The sequence below is a fragment of the Wolbachia endosymbiont (group A) of Paraperithous gnathaulax genome, assembly GCF_964028485.1.
GTDB classification, from domain to species: Bacteria; Pseudomonadota; Alphaproteobacteria; order Rickettsiales; family Anaplasmataceae; genus Wolbachia; species Wolbachia pipientis.
In genome coordinates, this window is record NZ_OZ034784.1 from 1,200,077 (window position 1) to 1,224,572 (window position 24,496).

The 24,496-nt window shown below is 34.9% G+C and carries 28 protein-coding genes, 2 tRNA genes and 3 pseudogenes; 16 read left to right on the top strand and 17 right to left on the bottom strand.

The features are described from left to right. Positions 1-169 precede the first annotated feature (169 nt). Positions 170-952, top strand: a complete 783-nt coding sequence (gene virB9 / locus ABWU74_RS06340; RefSeq protein WP_010082330.1) for a P-type conjugative transfer protein VirB9 — start codon at positions 170-172, stop codon at positions 950-952. 3 nt (positions 953-955) lie between these two features. Here virB9 and ABWU74_RS06345 read toward each other — a convergent pair whose 3' ends face one another. From ABWU74_RS06345 to der, 5 genes are all read right to left on the bottom strand, one after another. Next, positions 956-1,552, bottom strand: coding sequence for a ribonuclease HII (locus ABWU74_RS06345; RefSeq protein ID WP_010082329.1), 597 nt, complete (start codon positions 1,550-1,552; stop codon positions 956-958). A 6-nt stretch (positions 1,553-1,558) separates the two neighbouring features. Next, a complete protein-coding gene (gene mraY / locus ABWU74_RS06350; RefSeq protein ID WP_353289295.1) occupies positions 1,559-2,539 on the bottom strand; it encodes a phospho-N-acetylmuramoyl-pentapeptide-transferase in 981 nt (326 codons plus the stop codon). Positions 2,540-3,119: 580 nt separating this feature from the next. Continuing rightward, a complete protein-coding gene (locus ABWU74_RS06355; protein WP_006279362.1) occupies positions 3,120-3,662 on the bottom strand; it encodes a demethoxyubiquinone hydroxylase family protein in 543 nt (180 codons plus the stop codon). Continuing rightward, positions 3,637-4,158: a disulfide bond formation protein B gene (locus ABWU74_RS06360; RefSeq protein WP_010963042.1), complete on the bottom strand. Its 522-nt coding sequence runs from the start codon at positions 4,156-4,158 to the stop codon at positions 3,637-3,639. The genes ABWU74_RS06355 and ABWU74_RS06360 overlap by 26 nt, the downstream gene beginning before the upstream one ends. Continuing rightward, complete coding sequence (gene der, locus ABWU74_RS06365; RefSeq protein WP_010963041.1) at positions 4,155-5,480, bottom strand: ribosome biogenesis GTPase Der; 1,326 nt, start codon at positions 5,478-5,480, stop codon at positions 4,155-4,157. Before der ends, ABWU74_RS06360 begins: the two co-directional genes overlap by 4 nt. Before the next feature lie 131 nt (positions 5,481-5,611). Between der and ABWU74_RS06370 the strand changes: the two genes are divergently transcribed. Further along, entirely contained in the window at positions 5,612-5,821 is a 210-nt protein-coding gene (locus tag ABWU74_RS06370; RefSeq protein ID WP_010081834.1) for a hypothetical protein, read from the top strand. 9 nt (positions 5,822-5,830) lie between these two features. On the opposite strand, the pseudogene ABWU74_RS06375 reads toward ABWU74_RS06370, so the two are convergent. Further along, a pseudogene (locus tag ABWU74_RS06375) lies at positions 5,831-6,974 on the bottom strand (transposase). Positions 6,975-7,295: 321 nt separating this feature from the next. On the opposite strand from ABWU74_RS06375, the gene ABWU74_RS06380 reads away from it, so the two are divergent. From ABWU74_RS06380 to ABWU74_RS06390, 3 genes are all read left to right on the top strand, one after another. Further along, on the top strand, positions 7,296-7,511 hold the full coding sequence (locus ABWU74_RS06380) for a hypothetical protein (protein ID WP_233641024.1): 216 nt from the start codon (positions 7,296-7,298) through the stop codon (positions 7,509-7,511). Positions 7,512-7,675: 164 nt separating this feature from the next. After that, on the top strand, positions 7,676-7,978 hold the full coding sequence (locus ABWU74_RS06385; RefSeq protein WP_231115838.1) for a hypothetical protein: 303 nt from the start codon (positions 7,676-7,678) through the stop codon (positions 7,976-7,978). 107 nt (positions 7,979-8,085) lie between these two features. Further along, positions 8,086-9,612 carry an acyl-CoA carboxylase subunit beta gene (locus ABWU74_RS06390; protein WP_209472540.1) on the top strand — a complete coding sequence of 509 codons (1,527 nt, stop codon included), beginning with the start codon at positions 8,086-8,088 and terminating at the stop codon, positions 9,610-9,612. A 46-nt stretch (positions 9,613-9,658) separates the two neighbouring features. Here ABWU74_RS06390 and ABWU74_RS06395 read toward each other — a convergent pair. Then, positions 9,659-9,731: transfer RNA gene (locus ABWU74_RS06395), tRNA-Thr, on the bottom strand. Positions 9,732-9,750: 19 nt separating this feature from the next. On the opposite strand from ABWU74_RS06395, the gene ABWU74_RS06400 reads away from it, so the two are divergent. From ABWU74_RS06400 to pdxH, 3 genes are read left to right on the top strand one after another with little or no spacing between them, the layout of a single operon-like run. Continuing rightward, the gene (locus ABWU74_RS06400) at positions 9,751-9,894 is read left to right on the top strand and encodes a hypothetical protein (RefSeq protein WP_187296969.1); all 144 of its coding nucleotides are present in this window, start codon (positions 9,751-9,753) and stop codon (positions 9,892-9,894) included. After that, positions 9,860-10,663: a bifunctional DNA-formamidopyrimidine glycosylase/DNA-(apurinic or apyrimidinic site) lyase gene (gene mutM / locus ABWU74_RS06405; protein WP_353286351.1), complete on the top strand. Its 804-nt coding sequence runs from the start codon at positions 9,860-9,862 to the stop codon at positions 10,661-10,663. The genes ABWU74_RS06400 and mutM overlap by 35 nt, the downstream gene beginning before the upstream one ends. Positions 10,664-10,679: 16 nt before the next feature. Beyond that, a complete protein-coding gene (gene pdxH / locus ABWU74_RS06410) occupies positions 10,680-11,273 on the top strand; it encodes a pyridoxamine 5'-phosphate oxidase (RefSeq protein ID WP_209472544.1) in 594 nt (197 codons plus the stop codon). A 3-nt stretch (positions 11,274-11,276) separates the two neighbouring features. Here the strand turns inward: pdxH and ABWU74_RS06415 are convergent. Further along, positions 11,277-11,353 (bottom strand) — tRNA-Met (locus ABWU74_RS06415). A 62-nt stretch (positions 11,354-11,415) separates the two neighbouring features. Here ABWU74_RS06415 and ABWU74_RS06420 point away from each other — a divergent pair. Together ABWU74_RS06420 and ABWU74_RS06425 are read left to right on the top strand one after the other, a co-directional pair. Next, a complete protein-coding gene (locus tag ABWU74_RS06420; RefSeq protein WP_264705867.1) occupies positions 11,416-13,590 on the top strand; it encodes a ComEC/Rec2 family competence protein in 2,175 nt (724 codons plus the stop codon). A gap of 61 nt (positions 13,591-13,651) precedes the next feature. After that, the gene (locus tag ABWU74_RS06425) at positions 13,652-14,113 is read left to right on the top strand and encodes a hypothetical protein (RefSeq protein ID WP_353289296.1); all 462 of its coding nucleotides are present in this window, start codon (positions 13,652-13,654) and stop codon (positions 14,111-14,113) included. On the opposite strand, the gene ABWU74_RS06430 is transcribed toward ABWU74_RS06425, so the two are convergent. Together ABWU74_RS06430 and ABWU74_RS06435 are read right to left on the bottom strand one after the other, a co-directional pair. Continuing rightward, the gene (locus tag ABWU74_RS06430) at positions 14,091-14,879 is read right to left on the bottom strand and encodes an IS5 family transposase (protein WP_353289297.1); all 789 of its coding nucleotides are present in this window, start codon (positions 14,877-14,879) and stop codon (positions 14,091-14,093) included. The two genes, ABWU74_RS06425 and ABWU74_RS06430, sit on opposite strands and share 23 nt — an antisense overlap. A 30-nt stretch (positions 14,880-14,909) precedes the next feature. Next, positions 14,910-15,116, bottom strand: a complete 207-nt coding sequence (locus tag ABWU74_RS06435) for a hypothetical protein (protein ID WP_353289298.1) — start codon at positions 15,114-15,116, stop codon at positions 14,910-14,912. Between the two features lie 31 nt (positions 15,117-15,147). On the opposite strand from ABWU74_RS06435, the gene ABWU74_RS06440 reads away from it, so the two are divergent. Together ABWU74_RS06440 and ABWU74_RS06445 are read left to right on the top strand one after the other, a co-directional pair. Further along, positions 15,148-16,212 (top strand): hypothetical protein, encoded by a 1,065-nt coding sequence (locus ABWU74_RS06440; RefSeq protein ID WP_264705870.1) that lies wholly within the window; start codon positions 15,148-15,150, stop codon positions 16,210-16,212. Continuing rightward, positions 16,203-17,147: an RluA family pseudouridine synthase gene (locus ABWU74_RS06445; protein ID WP_038227940.1), complete on the top strand. Its 945-nt coding sequence runs from the start codon at positions 16,203-16,205 to the stop codon at positions 17,145-17,147. Before ABWU74_RS06440 ends, ABWU74_RS06445 begins: the two co-directional genes overlap by 10 nt. A gap of 11 nt (positions 17,148-17,158) precedes the next feature. Here ABWU74_RS06445 and ABWU74_RS06450 read toward each other — a convergent pair whose 3' ends face one another. From ABWU74_RS06450 to ABWU74_RS06475, 6 genes are all read right to left on the bottom strand, one after another. Beyond that, complete coding sequence (locus ABWU74_RS06450; protein ID WP_353289299.1) at positions 17,159-17,344, bottom strand: diacylglycerol kinase; 186 nt, start codon at positions 17,342-17,344, stop codon at positions 17,159-17,161. 122 nt (positions 17,345-17,466) lie between these two features. Beyond that, positions 17,467-17,613 (bottom strand): diacylglycerol kinase, encoded by a 147-nt coding sequence (locus ABWU74_RS06455; protein ID WP_244663030.1) that lies wholly within the window; start codon positions 17,611-17,613, stop codon positions 17,467-17,469. A 97-nt stretch (positions 17,614-17,710) separates the two neighbouring features. Next, positions 17,711-17,899 carry a hypothetical protein gene (locus ABWU74_RS06460; RefSeq protein ID WP_010082006.1) on the bottom strand — a complete coding sequence of 63 codons (189 nt, stop codon included), beginning with the start codon at positions 17,897-17,899 and terminating at the stop codon, positions 17,711-17,713. Then, positions 17,877-18,206: an EndoU domain-containing protein gene (locus tag ABWU74_RS06465; protein ID WP_010082007.1), complete on the bottom strand. Its 330-nt coding sequence runs from the start codon at positions 18,204-18,206 to the stop codon at positions 17,877-17,879. The genes ABWU74_RS06460 and ABWU74_RS06465 overlap by 23 nt, the downstream gene beginning before the upstream one ends. After that, positions 18,203-18,490, bottom strand: coding sequence for a hypothetical protein (locus tag ABWU74_RS06470; protein WP_012673373.1), 288 nt, complete (start codon positions 18,488-18,490; stop codon positions 18,203-18,205). Before ABWU74_RS06470 ends, ABWU74_RS06465 begins: the two co-directional genes overlap by 4 nt. Positions 18,491-18,539: 49 nt before the next feature. Then, the gene (locus ABWU74_RS06475; protein WP_010963073.1) at positions 18,540-19,736 is read right to left on the bottom strand and encodes a phosphoglycerate kinase; all 1,197 of its coding nucleotides are present in this window, start codon (positions 19,734-19,736) and stop codon (positions 18,540-18,542) included. Between the two features lie 825 nt (positions 19,737-20,561). Here ABWU74_RS06475 and ABWU74_RS06480 point away from each other — a divergent pair. The 4 genes and pseudogenes from ABWU74_RS06480 to ABWU74_RS06495 all read left to right on the top strand — a co-directional run bounded on the left by ABWU74_RS06480 (position 20,562) and on the right by ABWU74_RS06495 (position 23,327). Next, entirely contained in the window at positions 20,562-21,083 is a 522-nt protein-coding gene (locus ABWU74_RS06480) for a cytochrome b (RefSeq protein ID WP_010082022.1), read from the top strand. Positions 21,084-21,088: 5 nt separating this feature from the next. Next, complete coding sequence (locus ABWU74_RS06485) at positions 21,089-22,117, top strand: NAD(P)H-dependent flavin oxidoreductase (RefSeq protein WP_209472394.1); 1,029 nt, start codon at positions 21,089-21,091, stop codon at positions 22,115-22,117. 113 nt (positions 22,118-22,230) lie between these two features. Then, positions 22,231-22,437, top strand: a pseudogene (locus ABWU74_RS06490) (DUF350 domain-containing protein); the annotation flags it as partial. Positions 22,438-22,494: 57 nt separating this feature from the next. After that, positions 22,495-23,327 (top strand): annotated as a pseudogene (locus ABWU74_RS06495) (IS5 family transposase). A 36-nt stretch (positions 23,328-23,363) separates the two neighbouring features. Here the strand turns inward: ABWU74_RS06495 and ABWU74_RS06500 are convergent. Continuing rightward, positions 23,364-24,375 (bottom strand): IS630 family transposase gene (locus tag ABWU74_RS06500; RefSeq protein WP_094745768.1). Its coding sequence is split into 2 segments (ribosomal slippage): positions 23,364-23,912 and positions 23,914-24,375, totalling 1,011 coding nucleotides; the frame shifts between segments, so codons are not numbered across the junction. Positions 24,376-24,496 lie beyond the last annotated feature (121 nt).

Here is a 24,496-nt window from a genome sequence, read left to right on the forward strand (position 1 = left end):
AGTATATCCGTTCAGGTAAAGCCTCCTGTAGTTCTAAAGTATTTAAGGAGTTTGCCTTATTTCTTGCCTTTTCTACCGCTTGCTTTGGGGTTTATAGTATAGAAAGTGCCTTAATAGTTGCAGTGCATGTCTATCAATGATAAAATGAAAATTAATTTATTTTGATATTATGATTGGTTTACTGTTTGCCGTACTGTTGTTCCTCTGTGGTAGTGATGCACTTGCAAAACAGGAGCCACGTTCAATAGCTGGAGATAATCACATAAAGGTGATAAATTATAACCCACAAGCTATACATAAGTATACGGGTTTTTATGGTTATCAGTCCAGTATATTGTTTGAACCAGGGGAGGTAATACAAAACCTTTCAATGGGTGATTCAACTGGTTGGCAACTCCTTCCTCAAGGTAATAGATTGTTTATTAAGCCTATAGATGATATTGCCGATACTAATGCAACTATAATTACCAATAAAAGAGTTTATTACTTTGAACTTCATGCTGAAGAAGCAACTGGACTAGATGATCCAAGATTAGCATATGAAGTAAGGTTTCTTTATCCACTATTTAGCAGTGATGAGATTTACACAACAAATAACGGTGATATCTTCGAACAAGCTAGTCATACCATTATTCCTGATATCAATGATATTGAAGTTGTAAAGAAGGGATTAAATTTTAATTATTCCATCTCGCACGTCAAAGGTAGTCAGTCAATAATACCAATTAAGGTTTTTGATGACGGAAAATTTACATATCTACAATTCAATAAAATAAACTCTGATTTTCCGGCAGTTTTTATGGTTGATTCTGCAGGATATGAGTCTTTAGTAAATTTCCGTACAGTTGATAACTACCTGATAATCGAAAGGGTAAGTTCAGTGTTTACCTTAAGGAATGGATCGAGTACAGTTTGCCTATTTAATGAAACCATACCTTTCAAAAAAGGGTAAAGGCTATAATGCCCGAGATATGGGTGCAAAATTTTTTCTATGATGTTCTGTAATTCCATAAAGGCCAATAGCGTTAAGGTGCTCTTTTGTCCCATATCCTTTATTTTTATACCAATTATATTCAGGATGCTTATTATGCAATTCTTGCATAAGCCGATCTCTCGTAACTTTTGCAACGATTGAAGCTGCTGCAATTGATGTACTCAAATTATCACCATTTACTATGGATTTCACTTGCCATTTCACTTCAGGTGGTTGATTACCATCAACTAGTACATAATCTAATTCTAGGTCCAAGTCTATCAACGCACGTTTCATTGAAAGCTTTGTTGCTTGCAAGATATTGTATGAATTTATTTCTTCTACGCTTGCCATTCCTATACCAAATTTTGCAACGGATGTTATTTTTTCATATAGGACTTGCCTACATTGAGGAGTCAACTTTTTCGAGTCGTTGATTCCATCAATAATTGTATTTCTATCAATAAACACTACGGCTGCGGATATTACTGGACCAGCTAGCGGACCTCTTCCAACTTCATCCACTCCTGCTATCACTCCTGATAATTTATTTTCTAATGTAAAGTCTGGGTATTTCATAGGTTTTTATAATAAGAAAGTTATAGTAAAAACTGAACAGATAATAGAAATTATCCAAAATTTCATAACGATTACATTTTCTGACCATCCCTTCTTCTCAAAGTGATGATGTATTGGTGCCATAAGAAAAACTCTTTTTCCTTCTCCATATTTAAACTTTGTATATTTAAAATATGATATCTGAATAATAACAGATAGAGTCTCTATTACAAAGATTATTCCAATAATGGCAAAAAGCATTTCTCTTTTAATTAGGACACTAGTTAACCCTAAAGCCGCACCTACCGACAAGCTACCAACATCACCCATAAATATTTTTGCTGGATGTGTGTTAAACCACAAGAAACTTAGAATAGCTCCTATAAATGCAATGCAGAATAAAGTAATATTCATATCTGCCTGAGTTATATATGCAATTAGCCCCAAAAAAGTAAAGGAAGTGATAACTTGAGTTGCAGCAAGGCCATCCAAACCATCTGTGAGATTCACAGCATTAGAAGAGCCGACAATTACAAACGCAGCAAACGGAACATATAGATAGCCAAAATCTATTATTACTCCTTTAAATAGGGACGTTTTTGTAAAACATTCAGCAGAGTATAGCTTAAGTATAAACACACCAACCAGAGCAACAATAAACTGAATAAGTATTTTGGTTTTTGCACTTAAACCTCGATAGTGATTTGTCTTCAATTTTAAATAATCATCAATAAATCCAAGTAGAGCAAAAAATAGAGTTATCAATATCAGCAGCAAAATTTCTGGTGTTAACTGAGCCCAGAGTAAAATTGGTAATAAAGAAGAAATCAGTATTATTATTCCGCCCATAGGTGGTACATTCTTTTTTGTTATTAAATGACTTTCTGGTCCACATGATCTAATTGGTTGCCCATCTTTGCTTATTTTTTTTAGAAGCTTTATAAAATAGGGAAAAAGAATAAACCCAAAAACAAATGAGGTAAAAAATACTTTTGTAGCTAAGATCATCTACTTACTTAAATTGACTAAGTGTCATACCACCTATAGCTAATAAAGTCAACTTCTGTCATCCTATAGCCTGACCCACAACTGTACGAACATTGTGATTTGGGCCCATCAGTAGGGTGTCATCCCAGTCTGGAATCCACAACTGTACGAACGTTGTAGTTTGGACCACCAGTGGGGTGTCATCCCAGTGCCCAGACACTGGTTCTATGCAACTTAATTAAAAACGTTTGTTTTAGTGTAAGACAATTACCTTTAGCTTATCAGCTCAGTTATAAGCAAAATTTCTGGATTCCAGACTGGAATGACACCATTTGCTGTGCAATTTACCTTCAAAAATGAATGTTCGTACAGTTGTGAACCTGTGGCAGGTATTACATAAGAGCATTTCCCTCTTCTAAATTAAAACGCACTTTTGCCTCCTTTGCAGTCTATACTTTAGATGTATTTAATTTACAAATACTAATTATTTATTAATAATGGTGATATGTAAATATAGTTATAAAATAATTGTTACACTTGAATTCCTTCCTGGTTTCTGTTGTTATCAGAACATTTAAAACACTTTAAGAAAGCTGCTTAGTTAAATTAACTTAGACAAGTAAATAGCAGTTTTGCAGCCTGTTTTTATGAATGATGATAAAATGTTGTAGCCAAATGCGCTTTCAGCATTGTGCTGAATTGCAATATCTTTGTGCTCTAACTCCTCGTCGCGAAATTTACTTATAGTTTCTCTTAATTCCCCATCTTCTAAATGTGAAACTTGCTCTTTGTAGTGCTCCCCGATAACTTCTTCAACTGCAGCAGTGCAAGCCATAGCAGCTTTTTTGCCCATAATGGCAGTTGCAACGCCAAGCGACACTCCTAAAACACGCCAAACAGGCAACAAAACAGTAGGACGAACTTTTTGCTCTTTGATTTTCTCATTAAAATAGTGAAAATGCTTTTTTTCCTGCTCTTCCATTTCAATTATTTCATTGATTATAGAAGATTTCTTAAGAATAAATTTTTGACCAGAATAAATGCAAATAGCTCCATATTCTCCAGCGTGATCTACTCTAATTGCCTGTTGCAAGAACTGATTGTTGCTGTACCTTAAATTATTTAGATTTCTTTCTTTCTCCACAATACACCTTACCTGATACGAACAGAGCTACTATGAGATAAATTAGATTCCATGTTGCTAAGGAAACACCTAGAACGTAATGAGGTCTGTCACAAGATGGAGAGTAATTAGGATTTAGTAGATTATTTCTGAGCTCTTCTATACTAACGTTACTACTTGCTTGCTCTGTACAACCTAAAACATCATGAAATAAGTGGAGTTCAAGACCTATATGATAAAAAGATATTACTGCACCTATGAGGTAGCTGCAAAACATTGCATAGATTAGAATTTTGTTGTCTTTAAGCATGCACGCTACTGCAAGTAATCCAGCGATATAGTAAACTATTCGCTCGTATGTACATAACTTGCATGGCAGCATGTTGAAAAAATATTCTAGCACATATGCAAAAATTAGAGCAGCGGCACTCGACAGCAGAAAGATTGCAGGAATTCTGGAATTATTACACATAACTTTAAGTAAATTATCCCTGAAAGTATAAAGCAGAGTATTCATTTTACATAGGGATTTTTATTTTTTTTCAAAAGCAATCTAACTGGCACACCGTCTGCAAAGAAATTTTTTCTGAGATCGTTAATTAAATAGCGTTTGTAACTTTCATCAACACTTTCAGGTATGTTACATATCAAAGAAAAAGCTGGAGGTTTAGTACCAATTTGAGCGATATACTTCATTTTAACTGCTTTGCCTTTTACAAGAGGGTGAGAATGTTTTCCTACAGCATCTATGAGCCACTTATTCAGTTTTGCAGTGCTGATCTTCTTGTTCAAGGATTCACTCACTTCAAGACACTTATCTATCACATCACCGCAGCGCATGCCTTTTAACGCAGAAATTGTTATAGTTGGCACTTCCAAGAATAACCTGGTTACTTCCTGTTGTTTGACAAATTTTATTAACCTGCTTCTGTCATCCTTACCTATTAAATCCCACTTATTTAAAACAACAATAATCCCTTTCCCTCCCTTAATTGCAGCTTCACCAATTGATAAATCCTGCTGCTCAATACCAACTAGGGAGTCTAGCATTAAAACTACCACATGAGAGCGCTTGATTGATTCCATGCTTTTCTCAACAAATCTTGATTCTAAGCCATCTACAACATTCGCCTTTCTGCGGATTCCGGCAGTGTCAATTAGAGTAATTAACTCTCCATCATGATCATATGTAATATCCACAGAATCACGTGTGGTACCTGGCTCTGAACTTGTTATTAGTCTGTTTTCTGCAAGTAAACCATTTAAAAAAGTTGATTTTCCAACATTCGGACGGCCGATGATCGCGATCCTCAGCCTACTCAGTTCATTGTTAGGTAACTCAGTGTTCTCGTTAAAATTTTCAATAACACCAGCTAATGCATCATAAAGATCAACCATGCCAAGATTATGCTCGGCAGAGATATACACCGGGCCAAGAAAATCAAAAAACTGCAAATAATCAACATTTTCGGATTTATGACTCTCGCATTTATTTGCTACTAGTATTACAGGTTTATTTATTTTTCTCTTCAGCCACTTTGCAAACTCTTCATTTCGCTCATTTTGCACTTTTGCATCAACAAGAAAGAAAATTATGTTTGAATTGGATAAAGAAAATTCGATTTGTTCAATAACTTGTAGTGAAAAATTAGTTTGGTCGTTCCATCCTCCTGTATCTATAACTTTAAACTCCAAATCGCTAATTCTCCCCATTCCCTCTCGCCTATCCCTTGTCACTCCTGGAATGTTACTCACTACTGCTGCTTTTCTTCCTACTAATCTGTTGAATAGGGTCGATTTTCCAGCATTTGGTAGGCCTACTATGGCGATTTTTAGCATAATTCAAGGGCATGTTCTATATGAAGTAAATTATAACCGAAACTTTTCAATTTAACTATTGACTTCGTAGATTATATAAGCATACTACAGTTAGAATTTTTTTATTTCGTTATGTAAAATATGGGGTAGTTATGCTAGTGTCAGAGCAAATAGAGAGTGTAGATAGAGAAGAATTAAAGCAACAAAATCATATACATAAAGATACAGAGTATTCGGAAGAGACGACAATATATGGGCATATTAATCAACATATGGAAAAAAACATCTCAAATACATTGCATGAAATATATGATGCTCTTATGTCATATAACGAATCGGAACAGCCAATGGCGTCAACTTAAGAACTTTCATTAGCAAACTCTCCTAAAGACATGATGGCGTTTAGGCTTATCTACTTTATTGCGGCTGTCCCGGTCGGATTTTAACTTTAGCGCGTATACTTAAAAAGGGCTTGAAAGTTTTTTGGCGCAATAAGTACCTGATAGAGTTTCTGTCTCATTACACTAAATAAAACTGAAAAATTTAAACGATACTCAGTAATTTGATCTGGGTTCCAAGGCCCTTGTGCATCACATATATGAAGCGATAATATATTGCACATGACCAAGTTTGCCCAAAATTCTTGTAATACAGCCTCTCCAGAAAAATTCTCTAACTCTGCTCCTACTTTGAGTCGTTTATAGCACTCCTCTATGTGCCACCTTAACACATAAGCTTTGCTCCAAAGTCTCGGTCAAAAACTCTGTTTCTCAGTTGGCTAATGTCAGCACTATAACTCTTACTTTCTGTCCTTTCATTTTATTTTTTAGCTTTTCATTTTCTAATATAAAATCAAAATCTAATTCGCCAGCGTTCCCATAGCTTACTATAATTTCTTTTTTGCAAGCGAAAAATAAAATCTACTTCCAAATTATAATGCTGCTGAATGAATTTTACTGAAGACGATCATAGATAAATAATAATTTCTCTTGATTTAATAAACGCATTTGAGTGATAACTTCGGGTAATTGCTCTGCCGCCAACGTTTGTTCACCTATATTCCAAGCTGCAAGACGAGCACTGCAAATCAATGAAGTACACAAATCAACAAACAAATTGCCAATGGTGCCTGTTGTTCCATTTGGTTCAAACTCGGATACAATTTCCCCAGAGCTGGGTAATCTCATACCAGAACCATCTGCTGCAATAAGTCTATAGCCTCTCCAACTCAGGTTCATCCTGATAGGCTGTTTGGATGCTTAAATTCTTGAAAGCCTGTATGGCAAATCTTATACCTTGCTTTAGAAAAAGCTTGCTTTGAGGGTACATGTCAATGGCTCCATAAGTTCACATTCTATTCCCAAACTTTTTTTAACTAACTTTAAAATCATAGAAAATACTGTCGAAAAAGGAAGTTTTCTTGTTCGTGTAAAACTCAACACAATGGATTTTCTGAAAAGTTTTCGAGTATATTGCATTTTTAATTTGTAAGATAAGATCTTTTCCTTTTTGCATGCCTCACCTAAAAAAGACACATTTTAAACTTTTTTGTTGCAATAAAATAGAAACAAAAGTGCTGTCCCTTGCACTCTTTGGATAATTTAATGATAAAAAATTTGGAGAGAAATTTTATACACTATCGCTGATATTTTTCCTTAAGTTGACGCCATTGCCTGAACACTTACCTAATGATGAAGCTATCGAAAACATAGCAAAGAGACTTCAAAAATCTATAGACGATGCAAAAAAGCACAAGGTCATGTTTAGTGTTGATGTATTCCAAGGAGAAAAAAGTCATCAATAATAGATTATTCGATACTGATCTTATACCACCTCATGGAGCAAGATAAAAATGTTACTGAGACTGGAAAAGAAAAACTACGGCCTCTTATGTTAGAAATGTTTAATCTAGTTTCAACAGGCACTGATGTGAGCCAAGAAGTTCGGAGATTATTGCCAGAAGATATACTGAAAGAACGCGGCGAATATTTGTCACGTCTAAAACAAATTGTAAGTGATAGTATTGAAAATGACAAAAAAAAGGAATTGTAGTAGAAAGAGATAATAAATTTTATTATGTACAGTGTCCAGAAAAAAGTGTGATCACTCCTGCAAAATTTATGAACTCCCCGGAATTTAAGGACTTAGAATATGGTGCATTGCGAATAGGAGAAGGAGATAATCTAATCTGAATAAAAAGCTGGCAATATCATGATATGCAAGGCAAAGTAAAAATGACCTTTAGGGTAGGCGATGAAAAGATCGAAATGATTTTATCTTCTGAAAAAGCTGAAAGTTTTGGTAAAATAATGGTACATATGGATGACAAAAGTTGTGAAATCTTCTCAAAGTACCTAAAAGAGCTAGAAAAAGAACCTCGTATAAGCAAGGTTGTTGAAGCTGCTAAAAGTTTTGCACAAACGAAAAGCAGTGCAGTTAGTCCACCTCTTTCTAATATGAAAAGTGTTGACACATCGCAACATTTTCAAAGTAGTGACCATGAATCACCAGAGCATTAACAATTATCATACATACATTGTTGCATATAGCAATAGTGTATGTGTATAGTTAGTAGGGTTTGTAAACTTAATAAAGTCTACAACTAATTTGAAAACTACTTTATTGTATGCAAGACTTTAAAATACTAGAAAATCTAAAAACCAAAGCACTAGAAGCTGAAAAAGGAGGCGGTTCTGACAGGATTACCAAACAACATGAAAAAGGGAAATTAACTGCTAGAGAAAGGCTCAGTATATTGCTCGATGAAAGTTCTTTTGCAGAATACGATAAATTCGTAAAACATCATGCAAATGATTTTGGCATGCAAAATGCTAATTTTTTAGGTGATGGGGTAGTGATTGGTCATGGTACTATTTATGGCAGAAAAGTTTTTGTTTATTCTCAGGATTTTACTGTCTTTGGTGGTTCACTTGGTGCGTCACATGCAAAAAAAATATGCAAAATTATGGATATGGCAATTAATGCCAGAGTTCCAATTATCGGACTAAATGATTCTGGTGGAGCCAGAATTCAGGAAGGAGTAAATTCTCTTGCTGGTTATGGAGAAATTTTTCAAAGAAACGTAAATGCATCGGGTGTTATACCACAAATTTCTTTAATTATGGGCCCATGTGCAGGAGGTGCAGTTTATTCCCCAGCATTAACTGACTTTACTTTCATGGTGAAAAACAGTTCATATATGTTTATAACCGGACCAGATGTAGTAAAAAAGGTTACCTACGAAGATGTAAGTTTCGAAGACCTTGGTGGAGCAAAAATTCATACAAGCAAAACAGGAGTAGCGGATTTTGCATTCAATAATGATGTTGAAATGCTGCTAAAAATGCGTGAATTCTTTACTTTCTTACCAGCAAATAATCAAGAATCACCAAAATCTGCACCAATCTGTAATGATGTTAATGAGATTGATGAATCTTTAAATACTCTGATTCCTAGCAATCCTAATACTCCTTATGATATGTATGAACTCATTGAAAAAGTTTGTGATGAAAGGAATTTCTTTGAACTGAAACCTGATTTTGCTCGTAATATCATAACTGGTTTTGGTAGAATTGGAGGAAATACTGTCGGTATTGTTGCAAATCAACCTATGCACCTTGCAGGATGTTTGGATATTGATTCTTCAAGAAAAGCTGCGAGGTTTGTAAGGTTTTGTGACGCATTTAACATTCCGATCATCACACTTATTGATGTTCCAGGATTTTTGCCGGGTACAAATCAAGAATACAATAATATAATACAACACGGAGCGAAATTGCTTTACGCTTACGCTGAAGCGACCGTGCCGAAAATTAGCCTTATCACTAGAAAAGCGTATGGTGGTGCATACATTGTTATGAATTCGAAACATCTAAAAGGTGATATAAATTATGCCTGGCCAACTGCTGAAATAGCTGTGATGGGCCCTGAAAGTGCAGTTGAGATTATATTTCGACACGAAAAAGATCAGCAAACGTTAATTAAAGAATATAAAGAAAAATTTGCTAATCCATTTTTTGCTGCATCACATGGATACATTGATGACATTATAGTGCCAAGTAAAACAAGGCATCACTTTCACAAAGCATTAGAGCTACTCAAAAACAAGAAAGTAGAAAGGATATGGAAAAAGCATGATAACCTGCCTCTGTAACTTTCTTTTAAGCCTTGCTTGCAAGTTATGCAATATTGTAAGAGTGTGCCGTTACCAAGATTCGAACTTGGGACCTCGTCATTACCAATGACGTACTCTACCACCTGAGCTACAACGGCAGTCTTATATATTATGATAATGAATAACACAAAAAGGAATAAGGAAAAAGAAGAAGAGAGAAAAAGATTGGCAAAAGCTTTAAAGCAAAATATTGTAAAAAGAAAAAAACAGCAACAGAGTAGACAAGATGCCAGAACTACCGGAAGTGGAAGTAATCTCTAATTTTTTGCTTGATAAAATTAAAAACAAGCAAATAAGCAGTGTTACAGTAAATAATTGGAATTTGCGTGTACCAATAACAAAAAATATTGATGATTTGCTAAAGGGCAAAGTTATAAACGATATCAAGCGTAGAGGTAAGTATATAATCTGGAATACAGATAGTATGGCTGTAATCATACATCTTGGCATGAGCGGAAAGCTTATATATGCTCAAGTGCGGAATAAGCACGATCACGTGGTATTTTTATTTTCCGATAATACTTCAATAATCTTTAATGACCCAAGAAGATTTGGACTAGTTATTATTTTAAGCAAAGAACAAGAAATAAATTTTTTTGACGGTTTCGGAATAGAGCCCCTCACGGATGAATTCAGTGGAGACTATTTACAGGAGTTGCTGAAAAACAAAAAAGTGAATATCAAATCAGCGTTAATGGACAATAAATCAATAGTTGGCGTAGGCAACATATATGCTTCTGAGAGCTTGTTTAGAGCCCGTATATCACCACTCAGGTCAGCAAAAAACTTGACCTATAGAGAGTGCGAAAAACTTGCTGCTGAAATAAAAAATACTCTGAGTGATGCAATTGCTGCAGGCGGTTCAACACTGAAAGATTATGCACAGCCATCTGGATCTGCTGGATACTTTCAAAATAACTTTTACGTATATGGTAAAGTTCAAAAACCTTGCAAGATTTGCAATAATATCATAACACTTATACGACAAAATGGCCGTAGCACTTATTTTTGCAACGCGTGCCAGAATTAAGATTTTATTTTTAGATATGACATTCTCACCTGAAAAAGATCCGTTTGATTTGTTTTCAAAGTGGTACAAAGCAGTACTTAATTCTCCGTGTGAACAACCAACTGCAATGACGCTAGCAACTTGTAGCAAAGACTACATTCCATCTGCAAGAGTAGTATTACTAAAGGAATATAGCAAAGAAGGTTTTGTGTTTTTCACTAACGTAAACAGTAAAAAAGGGAAAGAATTGACTGAGAACCCCAAAGCTGCGTTAGTGTTTCATTGGATAGAATTTGCTAGGCAAGTGCGAATTGAAGGAGAGGTTAAACTTCTAAACGATGAAAGAACTGACAAATACTTCTCTTCTCGAGCGCTGGGTAGTCAAATTAGCGCATGGTGCTCAAAACAATCGAGCATTCTGAAAGATTGGCAAGATTTTGAGCAAGCTATAAAATTGAAGGAAAAAGAATTTCACAATACACAAGTTTCTCGTCCTGATTTTTGGGTGGGATTTTGCGTAATCCCAAAAGTAATTGAATTTTGGCAAGAAGGTGAATATAGGAAGCATATTAGATTTAGATACACTCTTGTTGAGGGAAGCGATTGGAAAGTGGAACAACTATATCCTTAAAAATGGTTGCGGGAGTAGGATTTGAACCTACGACCTTCAGGTTATGAGCCTGACGAGCTACCGAGCTGCTCCATCCCGCGTCGTTGCTTATTTAGTTATTATATATACAAATAATGAAAAAAGAAAAATAAAATTTCACCACATGCAAATATCGACACACTTATTAACTTTTCTTGACATAATAGTTAGTTATATACGTAACAATCTGCGCAATGAACAATATAACTTGATACTGTGGTTTCCTGTTCTTCAGTGTGCAGGAATTTTAACATATTTTTCCCTAAGTTTTGAACCAAGCTGCATATCTATTTTTCTTTTGCTTTTACCCACACTAATTTTGATTGCAATATTATACAGAAAGTACGCAATATTATGCATTGCTTTAATTGCAGTGCTCATAGGATTTACAGCCAGTAAATTAAGAACAGCTTTAGTTGATACTCAAATTCTTGATAAAGAGAGGTATGTAAAAAATATCGTTGCCACAGTGAAGGATATTAATGACAGGGGCTCATACAAACAATTTCTGCTTTCTATTACAAAGCCTTCCACCATTCCAGAATCCTCCTCTGTCATCCCAGTGCTCCCTTCTGTCATCCCAGCGCCCTCTTCTGTCATCCCAGTACTTGATACTGGGATCCAGAAAAAAAAGATATGGATTCCAGCGTCACGCGCTGGAATGACACCGGATAGAGCTCTAGATAACATCAGAATATCAGTTAGAACCAAAGTGGAAAAAGGCATTAAAATAGGCGATCAAGTAAAATTATCAGCAAAACTCTTCCCTCCAAAAATTGCGCCTTCGGAGTATGCATACGATTTTGCAAGAATAGCATATTACCAGAAAATAAGTGCAACAGGTTTTGCAACAAGCAAAATAGCCCTACACAAAAAGGCTGAAGCAAGGCAATTTCTAGAGTATATGGAATCTTTCCGTCAATACATTTATGAAAACCTGCAGCAAAATATTAAAAAACCACATGCAGACATAATTTCTGCATTACTGATCGGTAAAAAGGACGGAATAGACCAAAAAACTATGGATGCGATACGAGATTCAGGTATAGCACATTTGTTTGCCATATCTGGTTTGCATTTATCATTTGTTGCTGGCCTGTTTTTTATAGTGTTTCGTAATTTATTTGCAACATCTGAAACTTTAACTCTTAAGTATAACACCAAGAAAATATCTGCATTCCTTACTATTTTGCCAACCACGTTTTATTTGTTGATTACCGGCATGCAAATTTCTGCTCAGCGTGCCTACATCATGGTGATTTTAGTACTCGTTGCAATAATGATAGAGAGAAAATATCGAGGGTTAATAGCAATTGCGTTTGCTGCTTCAGTGATACTCTCAGTAGAACCAGAAGCAATTTTAAAGCCAGGCTTTCAGATGTCATTTTCTACTGTTTTGGCACTGGTTGCCAGTTATCAAATTAATGCTAATAAATTATTCAAAATAAAAATAATGAAATATTTTGTGTCGATAATGATCAGCTCAGTAATAGCAAGTTTAGCAACTGTTCCGTATACGATATATAATTTTAATTATTTTTCAATTAGTGGCATTATCACAAATTTAGTTGCTATACCAATAGTTACATTAATTATTATTCCACTTGGAATAATTTATGTCTTATTGATTCCTTTAGGTATTGAATGGATTATAGCGCCATTTATAGAGCGCCCAATTGACAGCATTTTGTATATAACAAACGCTATCGCTAGTCTTCAGTATTTGGTTATTCCCATTCGTACTTTTCCTGCCTCATCAATTATTATAATAACATTTGGGTTATTGTGGCTGTGCTTGTGGGAAAGAAATTGGCGTTTTTTGGGATTTTTTTTTATTGTACTAGGTATTTGCTTTAGTGCTGCATATAAAACCCCCGACATCCTAATAAATGCTGATAATGTTGCTGCAAAGGAGAGTGATAACTTACTATATTCTCTCACTAGAAAAAGCAGAAATTTTGTTATCAAAACGTGGGCAAAGCAAAACGGACAGAACCAAATTTTGAATCATACAAAATATAGCAATCCAGATAAAAGACTAAAGTATGGCTGTATATATAATAAAGGAAATAATAAATCAGTACTGCTTGCTTATAAAAAAGAAGATATCTTGAGAAACTGTAATAGTGTTGATCTGATAATTCAATTAAGTGAATTCGACTATTCAGCTTGCAACGCTAAAATTATTAAACATGCTGATCTAGAAACGTATGGCACACATTCTGTTTGGTTAACAAATCGTTACGTAAAGATTAATACAGTGCGCTCCAATAGACCTTGGCACATGTTGAAAAATTAAGAAACTTGATTTTAAGGTTTGGTTAACGTATACCTAAATAAGTTTAAACTAGAAAAATGTTATGGTTACAGACACTCAAGATCCTTTCAAAGACTATTTTGATTTTTTAGGATTTAGAAAACTTTCTGACCAGCCCAGTAGAATTTTGAGCTCTATAAGAAAGTATTCTGGTACTATATCGATAGCAAGTACCATTGCTACTCTTATAGCATTTACTGCCTTTTCTATTCAGCCTGTTACAGTAAGTATTGCTGGGTTTGCGTTCACGCCAGCACCTCTTGCCTTTATTCCTCTTATAGTTCTCTTATTTACTGCTGTTATAAACTTTATAAATACACAAAAAATAAAAGAGAATGAAATAGATAAAAAAATAGGAAACTATCAAGTTGATGAACAGTACAGCCAGATTGCTCAAGAAGCTAAAAAAATTGAAATTGTAACAAATTTAGATAAAAAGGGGGAAAAGCTTTCAATAGTTTTACCAATTTCTAAGAACCTGTTTAAAATCTCCTCAATAGAATAGAAATGAAGGAAAGAACAACCATTTGTAAGCTAGTGTTGAGTTTCCGCTCGCAATTTTTCCACAAACGCCTACATTTTTCCAACCAAGCAAAAGATCGCTCAACAACCCATCTTTTTGGCAATACAACGAAAGAATGTAATTCACTCCGCTTTATTACCTCAACAGTTGCACCAATAGTAGCTTTTATTTGAGTTGCAAAATTTTCTCCTGTATAGCCAGCATCAACCAGTATATTTTCAACTTCAGAGAGGTTTTTTTCAGCCTTTCCCACCATTTCCACAGCACTGCTACGATCAGTTGCTTCTGCTGTTGTTATATGAATTGCGTGTGGCAAGCCTTGCGTATCAACTGCAATATGACGCTTTATGCCTGAAATCTTTTTACCTGCATCATAGCCCTTTTTTTCAGCAGTATCTGTGTTTTTAACGCTTTGGGCATCAATTATACAGAAACTGGTTTTCTCTTCCGACCATTGCTGATACGAACCTCTCCAACTAATTTTTTTTAAGACTATTTCCAGCAAGCTTGGTTCTGCTCCATTCTTTTTATTCCACATTTGAAAATAGTAATACACGTTCTCCCACCTCGGAAAATCTTTTGGCAGCATTCTCCACTGGCAGGGGCTTTTTAGGACATATAGCACTGCACAAAATACATCATACAAATCAAGTTTCCTTGGTTTTGTTTTCTTTCTGCTACTCTCCAGTATTGGTCTAATTTTTTCAAATTGTTCTTGACTTATATCGCTTGGATAGCTTTTTTGCATAGATATACCTCTTTCTTAACTATGCTTATTTTACCTCATATTTTCGAGATCCTTAACAGGTTCTAAGACGCAGAGAGAAATACTAGAAGATATAGAAGCAGAAAATAGAAATAGGATTCTCTTGTTTACTGGATCATATGTATTTGGTACTATTATAGTAGTTTCAGCAATATCACAATCCATTAATGCTCCAATAATATTAATAGCTTTATTAGTCGCTATTCTTTTATGCATCATATCAACACTTAGCAATCTAATAAGTAATAGCGTGGATCATGAAAATCATACTATTAGAAAACACAGTTCTTTAGGTCTTCTATTTCCATACTGGTCTGGAAAGGGCATGGTTGTATCAGTAGTAGAAAATAAGCTTGGTAAAAGGGAAAATGAACTAATATCTCTAATGAAAAAACTACTTAGTCCGCTTTGCAACTCATTTGACAGTAACCTTAAAAAAGCTTGCGATTTACTTGATAATAGTCTTTTAAAGCCTGCAAATATTAACATTAAAGAAACGCTTGATCACCTAAAAAAAATCAGAGAAGACATCAAAAAAGATTTAGATTGGCTACATGCAGAAATTTCAGAAGTTTTAAACAACACTAAAGAATTGACAAAAAAAGCACATTCACTAGATATTGAAGGTACTTTTTCTAGGTTAGAGAATGCTATTAAAATTGCTGAAGATAAAATTGAACGATTTGAACCAAGCCGCTTTGTAGGCTGGCTTCAATCAACTACGCAGTCTAATAATAACGAGTTCCTTAGCATGCTAAAAAAGTTAAAAGAGGATACAGAAGAGGAAAAAACGGAATTGAAGGAGCAATTAAACGTAGTAAGGAATGAATTAGAAGAAATAAAAAAGAAGCAAGCTCAACCAAGTACGCCTGATTTAGAAGCTAACAATGGAAATAATACTAATAAATTATTAGTATTAGAAAATAAAGTCAAAGAACTACGTGACACAGTTAGAAAGTTAGAGCTGGAAGCAGAACAAAATAAGCTGCAGCAAAAGAAGGAAAAGTTAGAGCAAAAAAAATCTGAACAAGAAAAAACAGATGAATGGAAAGAAAAAATCAACGGCAAACCAAGTGAATTCTTATATTATTTATTAGAATCTATTAAGCTGGAAGAAAAAGATAATAAAGAAAAAAAGGTTGAGGCAACATTACGAGATTTTGATAATAAAGTTACAATCTACTGGAAAGATGGCTCTCAAACAATTTGCCATATTAAAAAACAAGGTGATCTGCAAATTGAGTCTAGTGCAACAATGTTTACAGACCCAAATGTTCAAGCAGCATGGGAAATGGCGCGGGGTAAATCACTATAGATTACTCAATAATAACCTTAAGTGTTAATAATGATAAAGAGAAATTAAGGTTAGACACCTATATAGCTGAAAAATGCAACATATCACGCAGCAAAGCGCAAAGATTGATACAAAATGAGCAGGTGAAATTACTTGGCACACCGATAATTAATAATGACTACATAGTAAAACCAGATGAAGAGTATGTGGTGCATCTCGTTCAACCTGACATATCCACATCAATTGAGCCTAATTATGACATAAAACTTAATATCGTCTATGAAGATGAGGACATTATAGTTCTGAGTAAACAAAGTGGATTAACAGTGCACCCAGGTGCTGGGACAAACAATGATACGCTTTTGAACGCAGTTATCGCTCACCTTAATGTAAGACCAGGAATTGTTCATAGACTCGATAAAGATACTAGTGGGCTAATGGTAATTGCAAAAAATGAAGCAGCCCATAGTTTTTTGTCTGAATTGTTATCGAATCGCAAAATAAAGCGGGAATACTTAGCAGTAGTTTGGGGAACATTATCTTCTCAGCAAGGCACGATAAAAACTAACATTGCTCCCAAACGCGGTAATAAAGAAATGATGTGTGTAACAAAAATCACAGGCAAATTAGCAATCACTCACTATTTAGTGCAAAAAGTTATAGGACAAGTAAGCCTCGTTAAATGCACTTTAGAGACAGGCAGAACACACCAAATTCGAGTCCACATGAGCCACATAGGACATTCCATAGTTGGTGATCAAGTTTATGGAAAAAATAGTAGTAAAAGCACAAAATATGCTAAAAACTCTAGTTTCATTCGTAATTTCAATAGACAAGCACTACATGCTTATACACTGGGCTTATACCACCCAAAAAGTAAGGAATACATGGAATTTGTCTCTGATTTACCGCAAGATATAAAAACTTTAATTGGTGAGTTTGACAACATATCTTAATAACATTCGTATTAACCTATCAATATTATCATCCATGTTATCAGGAAGTTAATTAATGAAAGAAAAACTGCTGCACTACCTAGATCTTTCACCTTTTTTGAAAGTATGTGTTGTTCACTGGAAATACGCTCAATTGTCGTTTCAAAAGCAGTGTTAACAATTTCCACAATTAACACCAGGAATAGGCTGCTTATCATTACTGCACGTTCTAGATTACTTATAGCTCTTTTTACAATAATCCGAACAGACCGTAATATGCTACTGGCCTGCTATAGCCATAAACACATATCTTATCGCATTCGGACTATTATAAGAAAGGCTATACATCCAAAACAAACAAAATTGAGACACATACTATAAAAAGCAGTAACTCCTGTCTGAACGCAATTTCTGATATAAAAGCTGATTTTATTCCTTCACAAGAGTATTGAATTGCTTTTATTAGACGAATAATGCCCTTCTTCATTATTATTCACAAAACCCTTTAATCAAAATTTTAACTCATTTAGATTTGCTACACCCTATAGCATTTTTATCATTTGTTCACCCTATTGGTTTTGAAATTAAGATTTACCGCAACTACAATAAGTACTCTTATCATCACATTTTGGTGTTAAGTCAGGATAGAACGTGAGTATAGCATCATTCTTTCTTACAAACACTGATTGATAATTGTCATCTTCCATTTCATATAGACACATTCCATCTTTTCCTAATTCCTTAAACGCCTTAGTTGCAGAAATTATCGGCATGAAGGTTATATGCGTATCCATTTGGGCATTTAACTTTCACTTCCCCATCCTTACCCAAATATTTCATTCCAAATGTATAAACCGGCGGCTTAATATCTGATTCATTGCACAGGATTCCAACTGCCCATTTATCCTCTTGAGCTTCAACATATCTACCTACAAAATGCATACCACCTAATTTATCGTTTGGCTCACCACAAAAAATATGTCCAAACCCTATAGTTTCTTTTTCACTTCCACTATTTGTAAACCAAATGTTAGCCAGTTCATCTTTAAGTAACTCCAAATCCGCATCTGGCGTAATCACTTATATATTCCTTTCACTACTTCTTGATGCTGCGGACAACTAAGTAAAATTTTGAAATCTTCTTTATCTGGATGTGCTCCCCAATCTCCACAAACTTTCAACACTCCTCTATCGAAGTCAGTTAATTCTGAAACGGTGGCTGGTTGTGAACTGAAAAATGGTTCAAAATTGACTTCAACATTTTCTTCTACATAGCCGGTGTGAAAATAATGATCCTTAATATAAAAAATAAATCCTATTATTGGTATTATTAAACACAAAATTAGTTTAACTGTCTTCGACATAATCACGTTCACAAAAAAGCTAGCCTATAAGAAATAATTTAAAAAAGTTTTAATCTAATCGTTTTTGCAGAGCAGCAACTCCCGGCATTTCATCGCCACTTAACCAATCTAAAAATGCTCCTCCACCAGTGGAAACATATGTAAAATCCTTATCGGCAAGGCCTGCAGCGCTTATTGCAGATAGACTATCGCCTCCCCCTATTATGCTGGTTAACTTTCCTTTGTGCGTTAAGTCACTTACGATTTTCATTACCCCTATTGTACCGCTTGCAAAAGCTGAATGTTCAAAAACACCAATAGGTCCATTCCACAGCAGAGTCTTACTGCTTGCTATTATACTGCTTATTGTACTCAAAGTTTGTGGTCCGATATCCAAAATTATATCACCGTCCAAAATGGACTCAGTTCTTCTTGAAATACTAGTGCTGTAATCAGAGTTTACTGCAACCAGAACGTCTTCTGGCACAACTATTTTGCAATTGTTTTTATTTGCTGTTTCAAGAATATTATGCAGAAGGTCGTCAACACCATTTTGAAAGAAAGATTTCCCTATATTTACTTTGCTAAATGACAAAAAATTATTGGCTATTGCACCACCTAGAACTAGGTAATTAACCTTTTCTGTTAGCTTCATAAGCACTTTTATTTTAGTTGATATTTTAGCTCCCCCAACTATCGCAGTAATAGGTTTAGCTTTAAACGATACAGCTTTTTCAAGATACTTTAGCTCATCTTGCAAGCAAAACCCTGCATAAGAGGGTAAAAATTCTGTAATGCGTGAAATAGAAGCGTGAGCTCTGTGAGAGCAAGAAAATGCATCATTTACATATATATCCGCTAGAGATGCTAGTTGTTTGGCAAAATTTGAGTCACTTTGCTCTTCCTCTTTATAAAATCTTAGATTCTCTAGTAATATTATATCTCCTGCATCCATAACACTTACTGCTCTTTGTACTTTTTCACCAAAGCAATCGTCAATGAATTTCACTTTTTTATTTAGTAACTGCGATAAAGTGTCAATTACATTTTTTAGCGACAGATTATTGTCTCTGGCCTTTGGGCGTCCAAAATGTGATATAATAATAATCTTTGCACTCGCATTCACTAAATACTGAATAGTAGGCAATGCTCTCAAAATACGAGTGACGTCACGAATTTCTCCATCTTTTATAGGAACATTGAAGTCAACTCTGAGTAAGACGGTTTTATTGTGAAGATCACAATTTTCTATACTAGGTATATTCATTACAAAATTGAAGCTATAAAGTCACTATACAGCAGTTTGATCTAAAGTAAAGTTTTAAGCTTACGAACGTTTAAGGAAATTTGCATGCCAAACGCTTGACACTGGAACCTTATCGTCATGCCATCACGAACCGTCATACCGCCGGGTATCTCTTAGCCGCTAACACGTAGCGGGATACTTGACCTTTACAGGGATGACGATTGTCGTTTAGCCATAAATGTTTAAGAAATTTACTAAACAGAAAAAAAGGCAAAAGAAGCCCCGTGGTTGGCTAATTACTTACATTATACTTTCAAGTATGGCGTTTTTTTATTCTAAACGCTTAATAACCGCGATTTAGCTGCTTTTTAATGCAACTAACCTTTAGTCATAAATGTTTAAGAAATTTACTAAACAGAAAAAAAGGCAAAAGAAACCCTAGGGTAGCTAATTATTCACTATCCATTTTTTAAGTTGGCGTTTTTTGATGTTTTAAATGCTTTATAAGCGTATTTCAGCTTGTATAGGTAAAAACCTAGAAATTTGATAAAGACATAGAGTGCACATAGTGCAAAAAATTAAACATGAGACGCCAGATACGTTGAGTTTTTTTGTCATTTAATCTATACAGAGAAGATAAATAAATAGCTTCAGTTTCATGATAAGGAGGCTGGCGGAGTTTGTCAAGTAAGTTTTTCGTTTAATCCGTTTCTTGATTTAGGTGCCCTTGACTTCCGGCTGGGTCGAATTTGTATAGCTACATTGTCGGTAAATCTAAATTGCTTTAATGATTTTGATTGAAAAATAGTTTTTCTATTATATAAATGCTACTTTAGGGTAATCAAAATGGAAGACGATAAATATAGCCTAGGTTTAAGGGTTATCCATTGGTTGATGGCTGTTTTTATTATCGGTATGCTTTGCTCTGGACTTTATATGAAAAGCTTACCACTTAGCAATGAAATTAAGTTCAACATATACGCTATTCATAAGGCTTGCGGTATCACTATTCTTGGATTAATCATAGTACGCATATTTTTTCGCGTCTTTACTTATGTTCCACCACTTCCAGCAAATTTTTCTCGGTTTGTAATCAATATAAGTAAAGCAGTACACTTTGGTTTATATTCTTTGATGGTGCTAATGCCACTATCTGGCTATGTCATGTCTTCTGCTTCTGGCAAACAGATCAAATATTTTTTTCATATCCCTTTGTTGATTAATCAAAACAAAGACCTAGCTAACACGGCTAACGAGCTACATTCGATGCTTGCATATTTTATGGTACTCTTTATAATCTTACATATACTTGGCGCCTTAAAACACACATTTATAGATAAACAAAACATTTTTAAACGTATGATATAGGTTATATGTTAAGTAGCCTCTGGAAAAAAGGAACAGATTTTCTTGGCAGTGAGTTTGCTATAATGGGTGGTGCTATGAGCTGGGTTTCAGAGAGAAACTTGGTCTCAGCAATCTCAAACGCTGGTGGTTTTGGTGTGATTGCATGTGGTGCAATGTTTCCAGACTTGCTAAAAAAAGAAATCATAGAGACGCAGCAATTAACTAACAAGCCATTTGGTGTAAATCTAATTACTATGCACCCAAAGTTGAGTGAGTTGATAGATGTGTGTATTGAAACGAAAGTGAGCCATATAGTGCTTGCCGGTGGACTGCCAACAAAGCCTAATATAGAAAAAATCAAGGGTGCAGGCATTAAAGTTATGTGCTTTGCACCAGCATTAAGCCTTGCGAAAAGGTTAGTAAAAATGGGAGTAGATGCATTAATAATAGAAGGAATGGAAGCAGGTGGGCATATAGGTCCAGTTAGCACTTCTGTTCTTGCACAAGAGATATTGCCTCATTTTAAAAATGAACAAATACCAGTGTTTGTTGCAGGTGGAATAGGAAGAGGTGAAATGATAGTTAATTACCTGGAAATGGGAGCAAGTGGCTGTCAAATAGGTACATTATTTGTCTGCACTAATGAGTCAATTGCCCACAAAAATTTCAAGGAAGTGTTTATTAAATCGGCCGCACGTAATGCAATACCTTCTGTACAGATAAGTGCTGATTTTCCTGTAATTCCTGTAAGAGCTATAGCCAACAAAGCAAGCGATGACTTCATGAAGCGTCAAAAAGAAGTTATTGATGAATACCAAAAGGGACAGATCTCAAAAGAAGATGGGCAGCTTGAAATAGAAAAGTTCTGGGCTGGAGCTTTAAGAAGGGCAGTGATTGAAGGAGATGTTGAAACAGGATCTTTAATGGCTGGCCAAAGTGTTGGCATGGTTGATAGGGAAAAGCCTGTAAAAGAAGTAGTGAATATGTTAGTTCAACAGGCAAACAATTATATTGAGAGCAAATCTGTAGAAGTAGAAAGCCCAGAAAGCAAATAGTTAAGCGACCTCACAATAAGCAAATTATCCATATATGGCATAATTGCCCAGTTTTAATGTAAAATTAACGCTAAAAAGGTATCTATACATTTTATTATGTATGGAGGAATGTTATGCTAAGTCCTTTAAAAAAATCTCAGAATAATACAGGAGATATTAACCAACAATTGCACAACACTATATACAAAAAGGTAACAAAAAAAACACATAATCATGAAAGCCCAAAAAAAAATGGAGATGGAACTATCAAAAAATGCATAGAGTTGTTCAAGAAAGAGGCTAATCCTAATGTATTAATTAAATTAGAAAAATCACTGAGAGGTTGTCCGGAAACAAGTAAAAGGCTATAATATCTGAAATTTTAGTACGGGGTAAAGATGAGAAAAAAGTATCCAACAGATCTAAGCGAAAGGGAATGGGCAAGAATAGAAAAACACTTCAGAGTATCATACAAGAAAGGAGGAAGGCCGCCAAAGTATAGCAAAAAAGAAATATTAGAAGCAATTTTCTATGTATTGCGTACAGGGTGTCAATGGCGGTATTTACCAAATGATTTTCCGCTATGGAAGACTGTGTATGAGCAGTTCAGGCAATGGAAGAAGCAGGGAATTTTTGAGAAAATGAATTATGAAATTACAAAATATAGTAGAAGAAAAATAGGAAGGAATGAGCAGCCGAGTGCCTGTATAGTAGATAGTCAATCTGTAAAGACTACAGAAAAGGGGGGATCAAAGGCTATGATGGAAGTAAAAAAGTAAAGGGTAGAAAAAGGCATATAATTACAGACACTCAGGGTTTTATACTAGGTTGTTACGTAGGCGCTGCTAACGAAAATGATAGAGATGGTATTAAAATAGCATTAAACAATATGAGAACAAAATATACTAAAGTTAAAAAAATGTGGGCTGACATGGGATACCAAGGAAGAAATTTAAAGAATCACATAAAGGAAGAATATGACATAGATATTGAAATTGTTAAAAGGCCTCCATGTAGATTTTGGGTGCACAAAGATACGCCACCTGAGCTACTACCAACAAGAGAACAAGGGTTTAAAGTACAGCCAAGAAGATGGGTTGTAGAAAGGACTTTTGCTTGGGTTAATAGGAATAGAAGGCTATCGAAGGAGTATGATTTACTCACAACATCCACTGAGAATTTCATATACCTAGCTATGAGTAGGGTTATGTTAAAGAGGGAATATGCTTGAATTTACTAGTTTCCGGACAACCTCTAATACCAACTCTCATTGTTGGCCAGTCAAATAGGAGACATTGCAGAGTTGTTTAATTGTGGAGCTGGCAAGAGAAGTAATAAATTTGCACAAAGCACCCTCAAGCAGAGCAATTGTATCGTATATTTTATTGCGCAAAATGTTCTGTTTTATATATAACCAAAGCCTCTCAACAGGATTTAGCTCAGGTGAGTACGGAGGTAGGTATATAATATCGATATTTTTAGGTACCTTTAAATTTTTTGACCTATGCCAACTAGCACAATCCATAACAAGAAAAGCCTCTCGTGTTTCTAGATATTGCGACATCTGCTCAAGAAATATGTTCATGCAATCAGTGTTGACATTTGGTGCAAATAAGCTAGAACTCTCTCCATTTCTAGGATTAACCGCACTATAGAGATAGAAATTTTGCCTACCTAATTTTGTTTTAACCTGTGTTCTAATCCCCTTTTTAAACCACCCATGTCCAACCTTTGAATGTGTGCCAAACCGTGATTCATCAAAGAAAAATAGCTCTTTTTCTGGATACTTGCTAATAGCTCCATTGAGATTTTTTTTTGAATTCCTCTTGTTTGCTTTTATCTTGTCCATTATGAACTGGTCTTGGTGTAATATATGAGAATTTCATCTTTTGCATATAGCGGTGTACTGTAGATTTGCTGATATTTAATCTGAACTTTTCCTGGATTCTTATTCTCATTTCTTTAATGGTAATATTAGGATTTTCTTCTATCCACTCTTCAATTTGCTGTAGTTGAACCTGATTTAATTTAGTTTTTCTACGGCGTTGTGGAGGAGCAAACAGTTTTTCTTCTCTGCCAAATTTCAAGAGTTTTACCCACGAAGTTAGTGCGCTTCTTGAAATGCAATATATTTTTGCTACAGCCGTTATACTGTACTTTTTTGCTGCAATTACAGCATTTAGTTTTTTTGAAACATATGCATTATTCCTTACTTTCTTCAGCATTTCTTTTGCTGATTCTACTACTTTTTCATCCAATAATTTTGATCTTAATGCCATTTATACCTCAACTATTTTACTTACTTCATTATGGCTTTTCTTCCATCTTTGTCCATCTGTTTGCCGTGTAATGGGAATTGGTATTAGTACTCCTACTTCCACATCAATTACTTGAATAATT

Coding starts and splice junctions, on each gene's coding strand:
- virB9 (WP_010082330.1), top strand. CDS start 170: ATGATTGGTTTACTGTTTGCCGTACTGTTGTTCCTCTGTGGTAGTGAT.
- ABWU74_RS06345 (WP_010082329.1), bottom strand. CDS start 1,552: ATGAAATACCCAGACTTTACATTAGAAAATAAATTATCAGGAGTGATA.
- mraY (WP_353289295.1), bottom strand. CDS start 2,539: ATGATCTTAGCTACAAAAGTATTTTTTACCTCATTTGTTTTTGGGTTT.
- ABWU74_RS06360 (WP_010963042.1), bottom strand. CDS start 4,158: ATGAATACTCTGCTTTATACTTTCAGGGATAATTTACTTAAAGTTATG.
- der (WP_010963041.1), bottom strand. CDS start 5,480: ATGCTAAAAATCGCCATAGTAGGCCTACCAAATGCTGGAAAATCGACC.
- ABWU74_RS06370 (WP_010081834.1), top strand. CDS start 5,612: ATGCTAGTGTCAGAGCAAATAGAGAGTGTAGATAGAGAAGAATTAAAG.
- ABWU74_RS06380 (WP_233641024.1), top strand. CDS start 7,296: ATGGAGCAAGATAAAAATGTTACTGAGACTGGAAAAGAAAAACTACGG.
- ABWU74_RS06385 (WP_231115838.1), top strand. CDS start 7,676: ATGCAAGGCAAAGTAAAAATGACCTTTAGGGTAGGCGATGAAAAGATC.
- ABWU74_RS06390 (WP_209472540.1), top strand. CDS start 8,086: ATGCAAGACTTTAAAATACTAGAAAATCTAAAAACCAAAGCACTAGAA.
- ABWU74_RS06400 (WP_187296969.1), top strand. CDS start 9,751: ATGAATAACACAAAAAGGAATAAGGAAAAAGAAGAAGAGAGAAAAAGA.
- mutM (WP_353286351.1), top strand. CDS start 9,860: ATGCCAGAACTACCGGAAGTGGAAGTAATCTCTAATTTTTTGCTTGAT.
- pdxH (WP_209472544.1), top strand. CDS start 10,680: ATGACATTCTCACCTGAAAAAGATCCGTTTGATTTGTTTTCAAAGTGG.
- ABWU74_RS06420 (WP_264705867.1), top strand. CDS start 11,416: ATGCAAATATCGACACACTTATTAACTTTTCTTGACATAATAGTTAGT.
- ABWU74_RS06425 (WP_353289296.1), top strand. CDS start 13,652: ATGGTTACAGACACTCAAGATCCTTTCAAAGACTATTTTGATTTTTTA.
- ABWU74_RS06430 (WP_353289297.1), bottom strand. CDS start 14,879: ATGCAAAAAAGCTATCCAAGCGATATAAGTCAAGAACAATTTGAAAAA.
- ABWU74_RS06435 (WP_353289298.1), bottom strand. CDS start 15,116: ATGATGCATAAAAGAATAGCGACTAATAAAGCTATTAATATTATTGGA.
- ABWU74_RS06450 (WP_353289299.1), bottom strand. CDS start 17,344: ATGATAAGCAGCCTATTCCTGGTGTTAATTGTGGAAATTGTTAACACT.
- ABWU74_RS06455 (WP_244663030.1), bottom strand. CDS start 17,613: ATGAAGAAGGGCATTATTCGTCTAATAAAAGCAATTCAATACTCTTGT.
- ABWU74_RS06460 (WP_010082006.1), bottom strand. CDS start 17,899: ATGCCGATAATTTCTGCAACTAAGGCGTTTAAGGAATTAGGAAAAGAT.
- ABWU74_RS06470 (WP_012673373.1), bottom strand. CDS start 18,490: ATGTCGAAGACAGTTAAACTAATTTTGTGTTTAATAATACCAATAATA.
- ABWU74_RS06475 (WP_010963073.1), bottom strand. CDS start 19,736: ATGAATATACCTAGTATAGAAAATTGTGATCTTCACAATAAAACCGTC.
- ABWU74_RS06480 (WP_010082022.1), top strand. CDS start 20,562: ATGGAAGACGATAAATATAGCCTAGGTTTAAGGGTTATCCATTGGTTG.
- ABWU74_RS06485 (WP_209472394.1), top strand. CDS start 21,089: ATGTTAAGTAGCCTCTGGAAAAAAGGAACAGATTTTCTTGGCAGTGAG.